The organism is Mesorhizobium loti (assembly GCF_003148495.1).
Taxonomy (GTDB): Bacteria; Pseudomonadota; Alphaproteobacteria; order Rhizobiales; family Rhizobiaceae; genus Mesorhizobium; species Mesorhizobium loti.
Genome location: NZ_QGGH01000001.1, coordinates 902,617 through 919,225, shown reverse-complemented (window position 1 = coordinate 919,225; position 16,609 = coordinate 902,617). Strand labels below are relative to the sequence as shown.

Annotated in this window: 18 protein-coding genes; 11 read left to right on the top strand and 7 right to left on the bottom strand. The window is 64.3% G+C overall.

What is annotated here, in order from left to right; genetic code table 11:
* Positions 1 to 2: 2 nt before the first annotated feature.
* Positions 3 to 398 carry a hypothetical protein gene (locus tag C8D77_RS04620; protein ID WP_109661269.1) on the bottom strand — a complete coding sequence of 132 codons (396 nt, stop codon included), beginning with the start codon at positions 396 to 398 and terminating at the stop codon, positions 3 to 5.
* Positions 399 to 841: 443 nt separating this feature from the next.
* Here C8D77_RS04620 and C8D77_RS04615 point away from each other — a divergent pair, with 443 nt between their 5' ends.
* Together C8D77_RS04615 and soxR are read left to right on the top strand one after the other, a co-directional pair.
* Positions 842 to 1,300 (top strand): tRNA (cytidine(34)-2'-O)-methyltransferase, encoded by a 459-nt coding sequence (locus C8D77_RS04615; protein WP_109659728.1) that lies wholly within the window; start codon positions 842 to 844, stop codon positions 1,298 to 1,300.
* A 175-nt stretch (positions 1,301 to 1,475) separates the two neighbouring features.
* Positions 1,476 to 1,922: a redox-sensitive transcriptional activator SoxR gene (gene soxR, locus C8D77_RS04610; RefSeq protein WP_109659726.1), complete on the top strand. Its 447-nt coding sequence runs from the start codon at positions 1,476 to 1,478 to the stop codon at positions 1,920 to 1,922.
* Here the strand turns inward: soxR and C8D77_RS04605 are convergent.
* Positions 1,919 to 2,176: a hypothetical protein gene (locus C8D77_RS04605; RefSeq protein ID WP_027030665.1), complete on the bottom strand. Its 258-nt coding sequence runs from the start codon at positions 2,174 to 2,176 to the stop codon at positions 1,919 to 1,921. The genes soxR and C8D77_RS04605 overlap by 4 nt on opposite strands.
* Before the next feature lie 114 nt (positions 2,177 to 2,290).
* On the opposite strand from C8D77_RS04605, the gene hemF reads away from it, so the two are divergent.
* From hemF to C8D77_RS38025, 5 genes are all read left to right on the top strand, one after another.
* Positions 2,291 to 3,205, top strand: coding sequence for an oxygen-dependent coproporphyrinogen oxidase (gene hemF, locus C8D77_RS04600; RefSeq protein ID WP_109659724.1), 915 nt, complete (start codon positions 2,291 to 2,293; stop codon positions 3,203 to 3,205).
* Between the two features lie 311 nt (positions 3,206 to 3,516).
* A complete protein-coding gene (locus C8D77_RS04595; RefSeq protein ID WP_023809849.1) occupies positions 3,517 to 3,777 on the top strand; it encodes a DUF1344 domain-containing protein in 261 nt (86 codons plus the stop codon).
* A gap of 228 nt (positions 3,778 to 4,005) precedes the next feature.
* Complete coding sequence (locus tag C8D77_RS04590) at positions 4,006 to 4,191, top strand: DUF1059 domain-containing protein (RefSeq protein ID WP_109659722.1); 186 nt, start codon at positions 4,006 to 4,008, stop codon at positions 4,189 to 4,191.
* A 373-nt stretch (positions 4,192 to 4,564) separates the two neighbouring features.
* Positions 4,565 to 5,143 carry a hypothetical protein gene (locus C8D77_RS04585; protein WP_109659720.1) on the top strand — a complete coding sequence of 193 codons (579 nt, stop codon included), beginning with the start codon at positions 4,565 to 4,567 and terminating at the stop codon, positions 5,141 to 5,143.
* Between the two features lie 48 nt (positions 5,144 to 5,191).
* Complete coding sequence (locus C8D77_RS38025; RefSeq protein ID WP_245462909.1) at positions 5,192 to 6,217, top strand: S8 family serine peptidase; 1,026 nt, start codon at positions 5,192 to 5,194, stop codon at positions 6,215 to 6,217.
* 12 nt (positions 6,218 to 6,229) lie between these two features.
* On the opposite strand, the gene C8D77_RS04575 is transcribed toward C8D77_RS38025, so the two are convergent.
* The 3 genes from C8D77_RS04575 to C8D77_RS04565 are packed head-to-tail and all read right to left on the bottom strand — an operon-like array spanning position 6,230 to position 8,750.
* Positions 6,230 to 7,492, bottom strand: coding sequence for a CCA tRNA nucleotidyltransferase (locus C8D77_RS04575; RefSeq protein ID WP_109659715.1), 1,263 nt, complete (start codon positions 7,490 to 7,492; stop codon positions 6,230 to 6,232).
* Positions 7,489 to 8,121: a CoA pyrophosphatase gene (locus C8D77_RS04570; RefSeq protein ID WP_109659713.1), complete on the bottom strand. Its 633-nt coding sequence runs from the start codon at positions 8,119 to 8,121 to the stop codon at positions 7,489 to 7,491. Before C8D77_RS04570 ends, C8D77_RS04575 begins: the two co-directional genes overlap by 4 nt.
* Positions 8,121 to 8,750, bottom strand: coding sequence for a DUF1285 domain-containing protein (locus tag C8D77_RS04565; RefSeq protein ID WP_109659711.1), 630 nt, complete (start codon positions 8,748 to 8,750; stop codon positions 8,121 to 8,123). The genes C8D77_RS04570 and C8D77_RS04565 overlap by 1 nt, the downstream gene beginning before the upstream one ends.
* A gap of 141 nt (positions 8,751 to 8,891) precedes the next feature.
* Between C8D77_RS04565 and C8D77_RS04560 the strand changes: the two genes are divergently transcribed.
* The 4 genes from C8D77_RS04560 (at position 8,892) to C8D77_RS04545 (ending at position 15,774) form a co-directional block, all read left to right on the top strand.
* Entirely contained in the window at positions 8,892 to 9,896 is a 1,005-nt protein-coding gene (locus C8D77_RS04560) for an AAA family ATPase (protein ID WP_109659710.1), read from the top strand.
* Positions 9,896 to 10,813 (top strand): DUF58 domain-containing protein, encoded by a 918-nt coding sequence (locus tag C8D77_RS04555; protein WP_109659708.1) that lies wholly within the window; start codon positions 9,896 to 9,898, stop codon positions 10,811 to 10,813. Before C8D77_RS04560 ends, C8D77_RS04555 begins: the two co-directional genes overlap by 1 nt.
* Complete coding sequence (locus tag C8D77_RS04550) at positions 10,810 to 13,632, top strand: DUF4159 domain-containing protein (protein ID WP_109659706.1); 2,823 nt, start codon at positions 10,810 to 10,812, stop codon at positions 13,630 to 13,632. The genes C8D77_RS04555 and C8D77_RS04550 overlap by 4 nt, the downstream gene beginning before the upstream one ends.
* A 63-nt stretch (positions 13,633 to 13,695) precedes the next feature.
* Entirely contained in the window at positions 13,696 to 15,774 is a 2,079-nt protein-coding gene (locus C8D77_RS04545; protein WP_109659704.1) for a hypothetical protein, read from the top strand.
* A 1-nt stretch (position 15,775) separates the two neighbouring features.
* On the opposite strand, the gene clpS is transcribed toward C8D77_RS04545, so the two are convergent.
* The gene (clpS, locus tag C8D77_RS04540) at positions 15,776 to 16,081 is read right to left on the bottom strand and encodes an ATP-dependent Clp protease adapter ClpS (RefSeq protein WP_027039419.1); all 306 of its coding nucleotides are present in this window, start codon (positions 16,079 to 16,081) and stop codon (positions 15,776 to 15,778) included.
* 140 nt (positions 16,082 to 16,221) lie between these two features.
* Positions 16,222 to 16,536 (bottom strand): hypothetical protein, encoded by a 315-nt coding sequence (locus C8D77_RS04535; protein WP_109659702.1) that lies wholly within the window; start codon positions 16,534 to 16,536, stop codon positions 16,222 to 16,224.
* Positions 16,537 to 16,609 lie beyond the last annotated feature (73 nt).

The following is a 16,609-nucleotide window of genomic DNA, read 5'->3' as shown; positions in this document are numbered from 1 at the left end:
GCTTATGCGGCACGGGAGCGTACGAAGTCCCCGGAACCCTTGGCGTCGAGGGCCGACGGTCCGGAATCATCCGGACCGTCGGCCCTGCTTCGCGCAATATAGGGGTTCGCAGGCTTTTCGCCGACAGGCGCGCCTGACGATCCTGACGACACGGTGCTGCCAACCCGGTTTTTCGCGCCCGGCCTGATCAAACGAATGATCCGGCGCACCAGCGACGGCCGGCTCGGGTCGGGAACCGCGCGCGAGAAATCGACGTCCGGCAGCATGCCGCGATGCGGCCGGCGGCGGACTTCGGCGTGAACCGCCGACGAATAGGTGTCGCCGATCAGCAGCGCCCAGGTCGGCAGTCGGTGGATATGCAGGCTCCTTGAGCCGGGTATTCTGTAGGGATCGAACATCGGTCCGTCCTCCGTGTGAAAATCGAGATAAAAAGGCGAAGCAATTTCGTCCGCCGGCATTCGGCCGGAGGCACGCATTGCGTCAGTCTGGACACGATAAGCATCGGTCTGGACAGGTTCAGGTGGGGCGCTCAGCCCTTTTGACTTTTTGAAAAACATCGCAGGATTCCTTCGAGAGCCGAAAAATCGTTTCGGCGGGAATCGGTGCGATCAAGTCTTAGAGAGTCAGGAGAATCGTCGTACCGAAACCGCCGGTAGGCAGGTAAGCCCACGAGAGGGGCGCTGGATGTACATGGCCATCATGAATTTCCCCTCCATCGGTTCGGGTTGACAATGCTGGGCGTATACCCGACTTCGCAGAAAATGGCCACCCGCAGGTCCAGCAAATTCCAAAACCGCGAGCCCGCTGTGGCCGATCTGCCACTTATTTGAAGGACGCGGAAATGAACACTTGTCTCCGCATCGCGCTCTACCAGCCTGACATTGCCGGCAACACCGGGACAATCCTGCGCTTCGCCGCTTGCCTCGGGCTCGGCGTCGACATCATCGAACCGGCCGGCTTTCCGCTCTCCGACAAAGCGCTCAAGCGAGCCGGCATGGATTACCTCGAAATGGCTACCCTGACCCGGCATGTCGATTGGCACGCCTTCGAGGACTGGCGCAAAACTGGCGCGCGCCGGCTGGTGCTGCTGTCGACCAAAGCCACGACCCCTTACACCGGCTTCACCTTCGCCGATGGCGACATACTTCTGTTCGGCCGCGAATCGGCAGGCGTTCCGGATGCTGTCCATCAGGCGGCGGATGCGCGGCTGACCATCCCCATGCAAGGCGCGGCGCGCAGCATCAACGTCGCGCTTTCCGTCGCCATGGTGGCGGGCGAAGCCATCCGGCAGCTCGGATAGGATCCACGTCCCATCCATAACACCGTGCTTGCCGTCGCCGACGACGGTGGTTTCTCCACTCATTCTCACCCAGGCGCACATCGCCTTCTCCTGCATTTGCCCAATCGACATTTCTTCGCTACAAGCTCAACTTAACTTGAGGTCAAGCGGAAAAATAAGGGCAGAAAAATCAGGAATGGCACCAGTTACGGAGTTGACAGTCGGCCAGGTGGCCATGCGCAGCGGGGTGGCGGTGTCGGCGCTGCATTTCTACGAGGCCCGTGGCCTGATCCGCAGCCACCGCACGTCAGGCAACCAGCGCCGCTACGGCCGCGACGTGCTGAGGCGCGTGGCGATCATCAAGGTCGCGCAGGAGGTCGGCATCTCGCTGGCCGAGATCGGCACAGCCCTGGCATCGCTGCCCGAGGGCCGCACGCCGACACGCGAGGATTGGAACCTGCTGTCGACCGCCTGGCGCGACGGGCTCGACCACAAGATCGCCCAGCTGAAGAAACTGCGCGACGGGCTGACCGACTGCATCGGCTGCGGTTGCATGTCGATCGACAAATGCCCGCTGCGCAACAAGGGGGACAGGCTGGCAAGGGAAGGCACGGGGGCGAGGCGGCTGTTGGTAGAGTCCTAATCCGCCACCGGCAACCGCCTGATGGTGAACTCGATCAGATCGCCCGGCCGCTCGAACCAGCTTTCGATCTCGGTCCAGTAGGCCTGCTTGGGAAAACGCTCGAACCATTCCTTGGCCTTGAGTCGCGCATCGGAGCGCGGCAGCACGAAGGTCTCGCGCAGGAAACCGTCGCGCGGCATGCGCGCGCGCTCAGCCCGGCTTTGGTCGAGCCTTTTCTTCAGGCCATCCAGCGGCGGTCTTGCCGGGGTGCGCACGAAACAACTCCTTGCACCGTAATGACACTTGACCCTGTTCCCTAACAGATTAGGGATCGCGCCGGCAAAAGACGAGTCATTTGTAGGACTCGCCGCCCCAACCGGAGACGGCACTTGGAACGACCTGAAATACCGGCAGGCCTGCCCGCCGACATCGAACAGAAGAAGATGAAGGCGCGCCTATGGTTCGAGGCGCTGCGCGAACGCATCTGCGCCACCTTCGAGCAGATCGAGCAGGATCTTGGCGGGCCGCTGGCCTCGTGGTCACCTGGTCGTTTCGAAAAGACACCATGGGAACGTGACGAGGGCCGCGGCGGCGGCGGCACCATGTCGATGATGCACGGCCGCGTCTTCGAGAAGGTCGGCGTCCACACCTCGACCGTCCATGGCGAGTTCTCACCCGAATTCAGGAAGCAGATGCCCGGCGCCGAGGAAGATCCGCGCTTCTGGGCATCCGGCATTTCGCTGATAGCGCATCCCTGGAACCCCAACGTTCCGGCCGTGCACATGAACACGCGCATGGTCGTCACATCTAGCCAATGGTTCGGCGGCGGCGCCGATTTGACGCCGGTGCTCGACCGCCGCCGCACCCAGGACGATCCCGACACGGTCGCCTTCCACCGCGCCATGCAATTCGCTTGCGAGAAGAACGCCGCCGTTGCCGACTACCCGAAATACAAGGCCTGGTGCGACGAGTACTTCTATCTGTCGCACCGCAACGAGCCGCGCGGCACCGGCGGCATCTTCTTCGACTGGCTGCATTCGGGTGAGGACAAAGGCGGCTGGAATGCCGATTTCAACTTCGTCCAGGATGTCGGCCGCTCTTTTCTCGTCGTCTACGGCCACCTCGTGCGCGCTAACTTCAACGAGAACTGGACCGACGGCGACCGCGACGAACAGCTCATTCGCCGCGGCCGCTATGTCGAATTCAACCTGCTTCACGATCGTGGTACCATCTTCGGGCTGAAGACCGGCGGCAATGTCGCGGCCATCCTCTCCAGCCTGCCACCCGAGGTTCGCTGGCCGTAACAAAATGGTGAGCGCGGCGTGAGCCGCATTGATGTCCCATTCGTTCGAAATGGGCACGGAATGTGGCACACGGTGCGGCGAAAAATTTCTTTTTCGTCTAATAGGCTATTGAAAAGACTGGTCTATTTGTGGCGCCGGGTCGGGAAGCGCCGGCGGTTCGCCTGCGCGCAATTCCAGGAAAGTGCGAAACGGCTTTTCGACCGGAATTGCGTCAAGGCAAAGCGAGCCGCGACCCGACGCGACCGGACGACCCAAGACGATGCGGGACATCTTCGTCAAAAAGATACCCGCCTTTCCAGGAGTACTTCGCAATGCGCAAGATCATTGTTTCGGCTGCCGCCGCTGCCCTTCTCGCTTCCGGTTCGGTGGCATTCGCCGCCGTCAAGCACACCACCGGGACGATCAAGACCTTCGACACGACGGCCATGAGCCTGGTCCTCGATGATGGATCGTCTTTTACGCTTCCCAAGACCTTCAAGGATCCTGGCCTGACGGTTGGTGAAAAGGTCCGCGTCTCATGGGATATGAAGGGCAAGAACAAGGTCGCCGAGGCCGTCAAGGTCGCAAAATGACGGCTTGCCTGCCAGAGCAGGATGAGACGATATCCGGTCCTGTTTCGGGGTAGCGTAAGAGGGCGGAGCAGCGCTGCTCCGCCTTTTCGCCGTTGACTGCAACCAATGCCACCCCATTTGTGTTATGCTGTTCTCCCGCTCGCGGCCCCAGGATCCGATCTCGGATTTGGACCGTGAGCCAAAAAAGTGTCGGAGCCTCAGGCTCCACGGAGGAAAAGGAGAAATCCCATGAAGGAATTTCACTGCGGGTCGCTTGTTCCCGGCTGTGACTGGCACACGCGTGCCGACGAGGAGGCCGAGGTCATGCGCCGTGCCGTCGAGCACATGCGCGAGACGCATGGCGAAACGGTGATCCGCGAGACGATGATCGAGGCGATCCGCTCGCGCATCGAGAAGGCCCGCGACGCGGCATAGCATTTGCGCGGCCTCGGGTCTGTCAGCTCAAGATTAAGTGTAAGCAGATAAACAGCATTGGGCGTGACGCCCGCGCTTGGCGTAGACGCCTTCGCGGGCGGTCTGATGCATGTCACCCCAAAGTAGCCCCCGTATTGGGACAGCGACATGCATGAAGGCAAGGCCGTAAAGCGCGTCACATATATCCGTTTCCACGCGTCGCGATTCAGACCCTGCGGGGTTAAAAAATTACATTTGCCTCAGCTAAAATAAACCCTGCGGTAACTGAACCCGTGCGACTGTCAGGCTGACAATCCGGGCTACAGTGGGCTGCAAGAGAAGCCCGTCGCCACCAGGCACTGGTCCGGAATCGGTGGGGCGAGGTGTTTCGCGCATGCGCGAAAAGTCCGGCAATCGGGTGAGTTTCCGCACGACCGCGCTCCTGTTGTGCGCGCTCCTTGCCGCATCTCCGGTGATTGCCCAGGAAATGACGACATCGCTGGTCGACATCCATCAGGGCTCGCCGCTCAGTGACCGCGCCAGAGGGCTCGGCGACGGGGGTTATGAACTGCAGAATGGAAACCGGATATCGTTCAACCAATGGTACCGGGCAAGCTGGGTCGACATGCACGTGGACCTGCTGACACAGATCACGGAGGATACCGGCATCCTTTGGGGATTTGGGACCGGAGAAGCGGGCGAGAAGTATCGGATCGAGCCCAGCCTCAAGCTTGGTTTCCTCACTCAGATGCATCCGAGTGCCAACAGCACTCTTTCCTTGTCGCTCACCACGACCGTCGGCGGCAATCTCACCGAAAAGTCCTGCCAAGCCGACTATGGTGTTTTGGGCACCTACGGCGTCAATTGCCGGCTCGCTGCCAGCGAGATGGCGCCGGAGGAAACCTTGAAATATCTGGTTAACGCTAAACCGGAGAGGCAGCATCTCTGGCTGAACTACCGTGTTACCTTCTAATCGCGAGGGGGCGTGCATGAAATGTCACCCAGCTGCCGGAAAGTCGCGATGGTGCGTCCTAGCTCTTGTTTGAACCGGGGTAAGAACATGTCAAATAATCGTTGGAAGTTCGGTGTCGCCACGGCGCTCGCCCTTCTGCCGGCATCGATGGCGGCGGCGCAAGACGCTGTTGGTCCCGATCCGCTGTCGGCGCTTTGCGTCAGCGATCAATCGAGCGCTTCCATCTGTCTGAGCGCTACCCTGCCTACAACCCCATCGCAGACTGTGCAAAACTGGATGAGCCCCGATGTCGGTGCCGCCTGGCGTGCTGGCTACAAGGGAAAAGGCGTCACGATCACGATCGTCGACGACTTCTCCAGCACATCGCGCTTCTCAGGTAATTTCGGCGTCGGAGTTCAAACCCAGCGGCACGGCGAATGGACGCGCGAGGAAGCCAGCATGATTGCGCCCCTGGCAACCATAAGGTCGAAAGACTTCTCCACAGCTTCGTCCGTCACGCTGGCGCCGGGCCTGAACGTGCTCAATCTGAGCTATGGCATGTACGCCAAGGCGGGCTACAGCGCGAACCAGATCGGATGGAGCGCCGAGGAAGCTTCCATCATCTCCTACGCCACCAAAGGAACGGCGGTGGTTTCGAAGGCCGCGGGCAATGACTCGGTTGCCGTGGGCGGTATCACGGGCGGTCAGCAGGACTATCTCGACCTCGCTTTGATCGGAAAGACGTCCGCGATTTTCGTCGGCGCGCTCAACGCGAACGGCACAACGTCAAACCCGACCGGGATGGCCTGGTACTCCAACACTGCCGGCTCCAATCCGCTTGTGCAGAGCCATTTCCTGGTCGTAGGGGTCGCGGGGGACAAGACAGGCCTTTACGGCACCTCCTTCGCCGCACCGATCATTTCCGGTTACGCGGCGATCGTGGGCAGCAAATTCACCAAGGCAACGCCGACCCAGATCACCAACCAGTTGCTCAATACGGCCCGGACCGACACGCTGATTGGCTATAGCCCCTCGGTCTATGGCAAGGGCGAGGCAAGCCTTTCGCGCGCCCTGGCTCCCGTATCGATCAAATGAACGGTACCGCCATTAAGGGCGAAGTGCTTCCGCGGCGCGTTCAAGCAGCGCGCCGCGATCAGACGTAAATCCCGCTTCAACCCATTCCGCTTCCAGATTCCTGAGGACTTCGCCCAGTTTCGGCCCTGGAGTTGCGCCGAGCGCCGTCAGATCGGCACCTTTCAGCGGAAACAACGGCTTTTCCCATTTGGTAGCGAAGGCAAGCAGGCGCGAAAAGCCACCGGCTTCGAGCAGCGCCGCATTGTCCTCGACAGCGCGCACCCTGGCTGAGGCAAGCGACAGCCGCAGCCGATCGACAAATCCCTGCCGGTCGCCGCGATAGAGCCTTTTCGCCAGTTCGCCCTCGGTCATCTTCGGCTCGACGGCGGTGGCAAGCGCCCAGTGGCGCAGGCGATCCGCTTCAGCCGTCGAAAATTTGAGCCGCTCGGCGAGCACCTTCATACGCGCCGCATCCGGCGGCACGATCGCCTCCAGCCTTAACAACGGATCAGCCGTCCAGCCCAGATCCTTCTCAGCCTTGGTCAGCCCGTGGATCGCGTCGATGCCCCATTTCTCGCTTTCCGGCAGTACGGCGGTCAAAACACTGGCCTGCCGCATCCACAGCAGCGCCCGCGACGGATCAGGTGCCGACAGAAGCTTCTTCAGTTCCGACCAGATACGCTCGGCCGAAAGCTGGGCCAGCCCTTCCTTCAGCCGGGCGCAGGCCTTCAGTCCCTCGGCATCCGGCCGGCCATCGCCATACCAGGCGAAGAAGCGGAAGAAGCGCAGGATGCGCAAGTAATCCTCGCGGATGCGCGCTTCCGCATCGCCGATGAAGCGCAGCCGGCGCGCCTCGATATCGGCGATGCCGCCGACTAGGTCGACAATCCTGCCATCGGCCTCGGCATAAAGCGCGTTGATGGTGAAGTCGCGCCGCTCGGCGTCGAGCTTCCAGTCGCGCCCAAACGACACCTTGGCCCGCCGCCCATCGGTCTCGATATCGGCGCGCAAGGTGGTGATCTCATAAGGCTTGCCACCGGCGACAACCGTGATCGTGCCATGCTCGATGCCGGTCGGCACCGCCTTGAAGCCCTCCGCCTCGGCGCGGCGGATGGTTTCCTGCGGCAAACACGTGGTGGCGATGTCGATGTCGGCGACCGGCTGGCCCATCAGCGTATTGCGCACCGCACCGCCCGCGACACGCGCCTCTTCACCGCCCTCGGCCAGTGCGGCCAGCAGGCGCTGCAGATGCTTGTCGGTAAGCCAGTCGGCCCTGCCCGCGATCGAGACACTCACGCATAGAGCCTTTCATACAGCGTACGGATGATGCCGGCGGTGACACCCCAGATGCGTCGGTCGCCATAAGGCATGTCGTAGAAGAACCATTCGAGATCGTTCCACATGCGGCTGTCGCGCTTGTGGTTGACCGGGTCCATCAGAAAGCGCAGCGGCACTTCGAAGGCGGCGTCGACCTCGTCGGCGTTGAGCACCAGCTCAAAACCCGGCCGCACGATGCCCAGCACCGGTGCGATGCGGTAGCCGCTGCCGGCGACATAGTCGGGCATGCGGCCGATGATCTCGATGCGATCCGGGGCAAGGCCGATCTCCTCGAAGGTCTCGCGCAACGCCGCCGCTTCCGGACTGGCATCGGTCGGGTCTATGGTGCCGCCGGGAAAGGCCACCTGCCCCGAATGGTTGCGCAGCTTTTCAGCTCGCTTGGTCAAAAGAACCGTCGCATCGCCCTCATGATCGACCACCGGGATCAGCACGGCCGCATCGCGCAACGCCTTGCCCTGGTGAAGGCGCGGATGACCCGGATTGAAGCGATGGTCGCCATAATCGTCACCGGCATGCGCATCCGGCTGCGCGGCAAAGCGCGCGCGAAAATCCGCTGATGAAAACGGCGCCGGCGACATCTGGTCCATCACGCGCTCAGCCGCTTCAACTGGTCCGCCGGCATGATCGGGAACACCGCGCCTTTCGAGCGCACGGCAAACATCGTCTTGCCGCCGATCTCGATCTCCTCGCCATACCCGACCAGCTCATACATCACCGGCCGCGCCACCAGCGCCTCCAGCCGGCCGCGCACCAGCACATAGGGCTTCAGGCCACCGGTCTCGTGCTCATCGACAAAGCGCAGCGGCCGCTCCGGCCCGGCCTCGACGACATCGCCGACATTGGTGCGGAAGGTGATGATCCGCGCGTCGCCGTCACCCGAAACATCCATCTCGACGGCGATGAAGGGCGCATCGGCGACGCGGATGCCGACTCGCTCCACCGGCGTCACCAGATAGGTCTTGCCGTCCTCGTCCTTGCGCAGCACCGAGGAGAAAAGCTGCACCAATGGCATGCGGCCGATCGGCGTGCCCAAATAGAACCAGGTGCCGTCGGCTTTGATCTCCATGTCGAGATCGCCGCAAAAGTCCGGATTCCAGCGCTCGACGGGTGCTGCGCCCTTGCCGGCGCGGGCCGCGCGCGAGATCAGCGCCTCGAGCCCCCGCGCCTCGGTGGCATCAGTCAGGCTTTCTTCACGATGTTCCAAGGGTCCCGTCATGGTCACGAAATAGTCACTGTTGTTCCGCTTGTCAGCCTAAGTCTGTGATTTAAGTTCAAATGCAGACGCTAGGCGAGGCCGAATCGCGGCAGTCATGGTAAGCTGCAGGCTGGTATTTCCAACCACGAGGATCGATGCGGCATGAGCGTGATGGTCAAGGAAAGCCCGATCAGCGAGAAGGACATGATCGCCGAGGCCGAGAAGGCGCTGGCGGATATTTCCAGAATCCGCGACGGGGTCGGCCGGGTCATCTTCGGCCAGGAGAGCGTCGTCGAGCGCACGCTGGTGGCGCTGCTGGCCGGCGGCCATGCGCTGCTGGTCGGCGTGCCGGGCCTCGCCAAGACCAAGCTGGTCGAAACGCTGGGCATCGTGCTCGGCCTCGATTCGCGCCGCATCCAGTTCACGCCGGACCTGATGCCGTCGGATATCCTCGGCTCCGAAGTGATGGAGCAGGACGAGATCGGCAAGCGTTCCTTCCGCTTCATCTCCGGGCCGATCTTCGCCCAACTTCTGATGGCCGACGAGATCAACCGCGCCTCGCCGCGCACCCAGTCGGCGCTGCTGCAGGCGATGCAGGAATACCATGTCACCATTGCAGGCGCCCGCTACGACCTGCCGGCGCCCTTCCATGTGCTGGCAACGCAGAACCCGCTGGAGCAGGAAGGCACCTATCCGCTGCCTGAAGCCCAGCTCGATCGCTTCCTGATGCAGGTCGACATCCTCTATCCCGAAATCGAGGCCGAGCGCCGCATCCTGCTGGAGACCACCGGCATCGAGGACGCCAAGGCCCAGAACGTACTGCAGCCGGCGCGGCTGAAGGAGATACAGACGCTGATCCGCCGCATGCCGGTGCCCGAAAGCGTCGTCGAGGCGATCCTCACGCTGGTGCGCTCGGCGCGTCCCGGCCAGGGCAATGCCGAGACCGACAAGCATGTCGCCTGGGGCCCCGGCCCGCGCGCCAGCCAGGCGCTGATGCTGTGCACAAGGGCGCGCGCGCTTTACGACGGACGGCTGGCGCCCTCGATCGACGATGTGCGTGCGCTGGCCGAGCCGGTGCTGCAGCATCGCATGGCGCTGACCTTCGCCGCCCGCGCCGAAGGCACCAGCGTGCGCGACGTGGTGGCGAAACTGGCCAAAGGTATCTGATGGCGCGTATTGGCGAGCTCCAAGCACCGGTTGCGACGCGCGACGCGCTCGCCCGTGGCCGGTTGCGGGCCTCGCTTGTGCCAGACCTGCTGGTCGAGGCACGACGCATCGTCAACACGGTGATCGCGGGCTGGCATGGCCGCCGCAAGCGCGGCATCGGCGAGAATTTCTGGCAGTTCCGGCCCTATGTCGAAGGCGACGCCTCACGCATCGACTGGCGCCGCTCAGCGCGCGACGACCACACCTATGTGCGCGACCGCGAATGGGAAGCCGCCCATACGGTCTGGCTATGGGCCGACCCCTCGCCGTCGATGCTTTACAAGTCGACCGGCGCCAGCGTTTCCAAGCAATCGCGCGCGCTGGTGCTGGCGCTGGCCATGGCCGAACTGTTGTCGCGCAGCGGCGAGCGCATAGCCTGGCCCGGCCTCACCGATCCGTTCACCGCCCGCAACGGCGCCGAGCGCATCGCCGCCCAGCTGATGCATGCCGGCGACTTGCCGGCAAAACCCGACCTGTCCGATATCAGGCGCTTCTGCGACATCGTTGTCGTCAGCGATTTCCTCGATCCCATCGAGGAGACGATGGCCTGGCTCGACGTGCTCGCCCGCCACGGCGTGCGCGCGCATCTGATCGAGGTTGCCGACCCGGCCGAGGAGACCTTTCCCTATGCCGGCCGCACCGAATTCACCGATCCCGAGACCGGCGACAAGCTGACCGCCGGCCGCGCCGAAATGCTGGGTGACGAGTATCGCCTGCTCTACACCGCCCGCCGCCAGGAACTGGCCGCCTGGTGCAAGCGGCTCGGCTGGAGCTTTACCGTCAACCACACCGACCGGCTGGCCTCCGATGCGCTGGTGCGCCTGCACATGGCGATGACCGCCGATGGCCCCTCCATCGGAAAGGCGGCTGTCGCATGAGCTGGCTGCCGCTCTCTTTTGGCGCCCCCATGGTGTTATGGGGCCTGCTGGCGCTGCCGGTGATCTGGTGGCTGCTCAGGCTGACGCCGCCCAAGCCGCAGACCGAAATCTTCCCGCCGCTGAAGATCCTCGCCCGCGTGCTGAAGCGCGAGGAGACGCCGCAGCAGAGCCCGTGGTGGCTGACGCTGCTCAGGCTGCTGATGGCGGCGCTCATCGTCGCCGCATTGGCCGACCCGGTCTTCAACCCGCGCGAAAAACTGCCGGCCGAGGGTGCTGCCCTGGCCTTGGTCATCGACAATGACTGGGCCAGTGCCGCCGACTGGGGCAAGCGCGTCGCCACCGCCGAGCGGCTGATCAACGATGCCGGCTCTAACGGCGTGCCTGTCGTCATCGCCTTCACCGCCGAAAAGGCCAATGCGGAGATCGGCCCGTTCGATGCCGCCGCCGCTCTTGACCGGCTGCGCGCCGCCAAGCCGCGGCCGATCCCGACCGACCGGCCCGCCGTCTATGCCCGCGTCGCCGGCGTGCTGGAGACCTTGCCCGGCGCCAGCGTCGCCGTGCTTGCCGACGGCCTGGCGGCAAAGGGCGACGAGGCCGCCTTCAACACGCTGTTGTCGAAGAATGCCGCCCGCGTCGTTTGGGCAACCGCCGACAGGCTGTCGCTGACCGGCCTGACCGCCGCCGACAACCAGGTCGACGGCTTTGCGCTGACCGCCATTCGCGCGCCGGGTGACCCTGCCCCGGCGCAGGTCACCGCCGGCGCCTTCGACGACAAGGGCCGCCGCATCGCCGATGCGACGCTGACCTTTTCGCCTGGCAAAACCACCGCCACCGGCACCATGGCGGTGCCGTTCGAGCTGCGCAACGACTTCGCTTCGATCGCGCTCGACGGCGAGCGCCAGGCAGGTGCCGTCCGCGTCCTCGACGAAAGCTCCAAGCGCCGCCGCGTCGGGCTGTTGTCGCAGGCCGAGGCCGACCAGGCGCAGCCGCTTTTGTCGCCGCTCTACTACATCAGGCGCGCGCTGCAGCCCTTCGCCGATCTCGTCGAACCCGCCAGCGCCGACCTCGCCGACGCCATCCCGCAGATCCTCGATCAGAAGCCGGCGATGATCATCATGGCCGACATCGGCACCATTCCCGCACAGGTCCGGCAGAGGCTGGTCGACTGGGTCGACAATGGTGGCACGCTGGTGCGTTTCGCCGGTTCGCGACTGGCCGCCGCCGGCAATGACGACGACCTGCTGCCGGTCCGCCTGCGCACCGGCGAGCGTTCGCTCGGCGGCGCGCTGTCATGGACGTCGCCGCAGCCGGTCACCGAATTCCCCAAGGCCGGCCCGTTTGCCGATCTCGCTCCGCCGACCGAAGTCACCGTCACCAGGCAGGTCTTGGCCGAGCCGACGCCCGACATCGTCGAACGCACCTGGGCGGCTCTTGCCGACGGCACGCCGCTGGTCACCGGACTGAAGAAAGGCAAGGGCACGCTGGCGCTGTTCCACGTCACCCCCGAGGCGACCTGGTCGAACCTGCCGATCTCGGGCAGCTTCGTCGAGATGCTGCGCCGTATCGTGCAGCTGTCACGCAACCAGGGCGCGGCGATCGCCAATGCCGAAGCCGCCGCCACCTCGCTGGCGCCCTACCGCATGATATCAGCCGACGGCACCCTGGTGCCGCCGACGCCGGACGCGCGGCCGCTGGTGCCGGGCGCCGGTGCCCTGCCGGTGACTTTTGAAAACCCGCCCGGACTCTATGGTTCCGAGACGGGCGTGTTTGCCCACAATTTGCTTGAAGCCGACAGCACGCTGGCCCCGCTGGCACGCCCGCAAATCACTGTCCCGGTCACATCGATCCAATATGCCTTTGACGAATCGCGCAATTTGAAGGGCGCGCTGGTCGCGGCTGCTCTGGTGCTGATGCTGCTCGATACGCTGGCGGTGTTCTGGATGGGCGGCCTGTTTTCGCGCCGGCCGCGCCGTGCCGGTGCGGTGGCAACCACCGCCGCGGTCCTGATTGCGCTCGGTGCCTTGTTCGGCCACGCCGATCTTGCCCGCGCCGACGATGCCAAGCCGGGCGACGAGGTTGCCATAGAGGCGATTTCGAAGACCCGCATCGCCTATGTGCTGACCGGCGTGCCGGGCGACGATTCGATCAGCCGCGCCGGGCTCGAGGGCCTGACCCGCTTCCTGGTCGAGAAGACGGCACTTGAACCGGGCGCGCCGGCCGGCGTCGACATTTCGAAGGACGAGCTGTCATTCTATCCGCTGATCTACTGGCCGATCGATCCGGCCGCACCGATGCCGAGCCAGGCCGCGATCGCACGCATCGACGCCTACATGCAGCAGGGCGGCACGGTGCTGTTCGACACCCGCGACCAGTTCGCCAATGGCATCGGCGCCGATTCGACCAGCCCGGCGACCGAGCGGCTGCGTGACATCCTCGGCAACCTCAATGTGCCGCCGCTGGAGCCGGTGCCGTCCGACCACGTGCTGACCAAATCCTTCTTCATCCTGCCCGAATTCCCCGGCCGCTTCGCCGGCAGCCCGCTGTGGGTCGAGGCGTCGCTCGACGCCAGCAATGCCGAGAACCGGCCGGTGCGCACCGGCGACGGCGTTTCGCCGATCATGATCACCGCCAATGATTTCGCCGGCGCCTGGGCGGTCGACGAGAATGGCGACCCGCTGCTGCCGACCGTGCCGGCGGACCCGATGCAGCGCATCTACGCACTGCGCGCCGGCGTCAACATCATGATGTACATGCTGACCGGCAACTACAAATCCGACCAGGTGCACGTGCCCATCCTGCTCGAACGGCTGGGGCAGTAAGATGAGTTTGTTTGGTGCCCTCCGGTCGCGGATAAACCCTCCCCACAAAGGGGAGGGTAAGAGATGAACTGGTCGATCTCCTTCGAACCGCTGATCTCCTGGCCCTTGCTGGCCTTGGCGCTGGTGCCGTTGGCGCTGCTGGCACTGGTCGGCCTGTGGTTTCGCCAGCGCGGCTCGGTCTTCCGCTTCATCGCCCTTTTGGCGCTCGCCGCCGCCTTGTTCAACCCGGTGTTCCTCAACGAGGAGCGGGAGCCGCTGAAAAGCGTCGTCGCGCTGATTGTCGACCGCAGCCAGAGCCAGGATATCGGCGATCGCACCAAGCAGACCGACGAGGCGCTGGCCGGGCTGCAGCAGCGTCTTGGCCGCTTCAAGCAGTTCGACGTGCGCGTCGTCGAGGCCGGCAAATCCGAGGCCGCCGAGGAGCGCACCGAGACACGGCTGTTCGGCGCGCTCGAAGGCGCTTTCCGCGACGTGCCGCCGTCACGCATCGGCGGCGCCATCATGGTCACCGATGGCGAGGTGCATGACGCGCCCCCGGGCGCGCCCGATTTCAACGCTCCGCTGCATGCCTTGATCACCGGCAACGACCACGAGAAGGATCGCCGCATCCGCTTCGAGAACGCGCCGCGCTTCGGCCTTGTCGGCAAGCCGCTCGACATGACCTACCGCGTCATCTCGACCGAAAACGAGACTGGCCCGGTCGATGTGCGCGTTTCGGTCAATGGCGAGCAGGTGGCGGTCGAGCACGCCACCGTCGGCCAGGCTATGCCGCTGCAGGTGACCATTCCGGGCGCCGGCCGCAACATCGTCGAACTCGCCATCGATCGCGAGCCGGGCGAATTGACCGACACCAACAACCGCGCCATCGCGCTGATCGACGGTATCCGCGAGAACTTGCGTGTGCTGCTCGTCTCCGGCGAACCGCATGCCGGCGAGCGCACCTGGCGCAATCTGTTGAAATCCGACGCCTCGGTCGATCTCGTCCATTTCACCATCCTGCGGCCGCCGGAAAAGCAGGATGGCACGCCGATCAACGAATTGTCGCTGATCGCCTTCCCGACCCGCGAGCTGTTCGTCGAGAAGATCAAGGATTTCGACCTCATCATCTTCGACCGCTACCAGCACCGTGACGTGCTGCCGATCCTCTATTACGACTACATCTCCGAATATGTCGAAAAGGGCGGCGCACTGCTGATCGCGGCCGGCCCCGAATATGCTGGCGAAAGCTCGATCGCACGCACACCGCTGATGGCGGCCCTGCCGGCGATGCCGACCGGCGAGGTTGTCGACAAAGCCTTCTATCCGCGCCTCACCGATCTTGGCCAGCGCCACCCGGTGACGCGCGGGCTGGATGGTTCGGCCAGCGAGCCGCCGCACTGGAGCCGCTGGTACCGCACCATCGGCGTGCAGAATCCCGAAGGCGAAGTGGTGATGAAGGGCGCCGACAACCGGCCCCTGCTCCTGCTCGACCGCAAGGGCGAAGGCCGCGTCGGCATGCTTCTGTCGGACCAGGGCTGGCTGTGGGCGCGCGGCTTCGAGGGCGGCGGCCCGCATGTCCAGCTCTACCGGCGCATTGCGCACTGGCTGATGAAGGAGCCCGAGCTCGAGGAGGAGCGGCTGACCGCCGACGGCCGCGGCATGGTGCTGGAAATCCGCCGCCAGACGATGGCCGACGATCCTGGCCCCGCGCAGATCATCACCCCATCCGGCAAGACACTGACCGTCAAGCTCGAGAAATCCGAACCCGGCGTCTTCCTCGGCAGCGTCGAGACCAGCGAGATCGGCCTCTACCAGGTCGCCAATGGCGACCTGACGGCGCTCGCCCATGTCGGCCCGGTCAACGCACCGGAATTCGCCGATGTCATTTCCACCGAAAACCGGCTGAAGGCGCCAGCGGAAGCCACCGGCGGCAGCGTGCGCCGGCTGGCGCCATCCACGGCCCTTGGCAGCGACGTGACGCTGCCTTCCATCGTGCCCGTGCGCTCGGCTGGTGCTGCGTCCGGCAGCGACTGGATCGGCCTGCGCACGACGGACGACAGCGTGCTCAAGGCCGTCTCGCGCGTGCCGCTGTTCGGCGGCTTCCTCGGTCTCGGCCTGCTGCTTTTGGCAATGGGTTCGATGTGGTACCGCGAGGGACGGTAGGCTACTCCTCCGGCTCGGTCGTGAACATCAGCGGATAGCCCTTGGCCTTGCCGGCATCGGTGGCGCGCGTCGCCTTGGTCTCGGCGACATCCTTGGTGAAGACGGCGACGACGCAGACGCCTCGCCGGTGCGCGGTGATCATCACCCGGTGCGCCTGGTCTTCGCTGAGCTTGAACTCGCCCTTCAGCACCGTCACCACGAATTCGCGCGGTGTGAAATCGTCATTGATGAGGATGACCTTGTAGAGCTTCGGCCGTTCGACCTGCGGCTTGACCTGGACGCGCGGTTTTGTGGTGATTTCAGGCATCGGAACCGACAATTTTGCGTAAGCGACCTTGCCGCCATTCTGGCACCAGCGACAGCAGTCGTCCATTTTGATAGACGCACAAAGCCGATATCCGGCAGGCGCGGCCATTCACCGTCATGTGGGAAAGTGTCGGTTGCCGTTCAACGGCCCTCGCGGCCAAAGATGCGGCGATTTGCGCCCGCATCGGCCCGGCGTTCCAGCCATGCCGCGATCGGCCACGCGGCAACGCAGACCAGCGTCGCTCCGGTCAGCACGATCAGCAGCCAGGTCTGTGCCGGCGTGATGTAGTCCCAATTGGTGGAAATCGCAGGCGCAAACAGCGAAGGTTCGGTGCGCCCGCTGGCCGGATCGGGCACCGGGCTGGCTGTGAACAGGATCAGCACCCTGGCGACGCCGGTGGCCACCAGGCCGCCGAGCACCATCGAACGCAAAATGGACGAAAGCCGCTTCTTCATGCGGATTGCCCTACACGGCCGGCGTTGCAAACGGGTTAAGCACAATCTAGTTGCGTGGTTGGAAGCCGCCGGT

Excerpts from the sequence above, each read along its gene's own strand:
- C8D77_RS04620 (WP_109661269.1), bottom strand. The coding sequence starts at position 398 with ATGTTCGATCCCTACAGAATACCCGGCTCAAGGAGCCTGCATATCCAC.
- C8D77_RS04615 (WP_109659728.1), top strand. The coding sequence starts at position 842 with ATGAACACTTGTCTCCGCATCGCGCTCTACCAGCCTGACATTGCCGGC.
- soxR (WP_109659726.1), top strand. The coding sequence starts at position 1,476 with ATGGCACCAGTTACGGAGTTGACAGTCGGCCAGGTGGCCATGCGCAGC.
- C8D77_RS04595 (WP_023809849.1), top strand. The coding sequence starts at position 3,517 with ATGCGCAAGATCATTGTTTCGGCTGCCGCCGCTGCCCTTCTCGCTTCC.
- C8D77_RS04590 (WP_109659722.1), top strand. The coding sequence starts at position 4,006 with ATGAAGGAATTTCACTGCGGGTCGCTTGTTCCCGGCTGTGACTGGCAC.
- C8D77_RS04585 (WP_109659720.1), top strand. The coding sequence starts at position 4,565 with ATGCGCGAAAAGTCCGGCAATCGGGTGAGTTTCCGCACGACCGCGCTC.
- C8D77_RS38025 (WP_245462909.1), top strand. The coding sequence starts at position 5,192 with ATGGTGCGTCCTAGCTCTTGTTTGAACCGGGGTAAGAACATGTCAAAT.
- C8D77_RS04570 (WP_109659713.1), bottom strand. The coding sequence starts at position 8,121 with ATGGACCAGATGTCGCCGGCGCCGTTTTCATCAGCGGATTTTCGCGCG.
- C8D77_RS04565 (WP_109659711.1), bottom strand. The coding sequence starts at position 8,750 with ATGACGGGACCCTTGGAACATCGTGAAGAAAGCCTGACTGATGCCACC.
- C8D77_RS04560 (WP_109659710.1), top strand. The coding sequence starts at position 8,892 with ATGAGCGTGATGGTCAAGGAAAGCCCGATCAGCGAGAAGGACATGATC.
- C8D77_RS04555 (WP_109659708.1), top strand. The coding sequence starts at position 9,896 with ATGGCGCGTATTGGCGAGCTCCAAGCACCGGTTGCGACGCGCGACGCG.
- C8D77_RS04550 (WP_109659706.1), top strand. The coding sequence starts at position 10,810 with ATGAGCTGGCTGCCGCTCTCTTTTGGCGCCCCCATGGTGTTATGGGGC.
- C8D77_RS04545 (WP_109659704.1), top strand. The coding sequence starts at position 13,696 with ATGAACTGGTCGATCTCCTTCGAACCGCTGATCTCCTGGCCCTTGCTG.
- clpS (WP_027039419.1), bottom strand. The coding sequence starts at position 16,081 with ATGCCTGAAATCACCACAAAACCGCGCGTCCAGGTCAAGCCGCAGGTC.
- C8D77_RS04535 (WP_109659702.1), bottom strand. The coding sequence starts at position 16,536 with ATGAAGAAGCGGCTTTCGTCCATTTTGCGTTCGATGGTGCTCGGCGGC.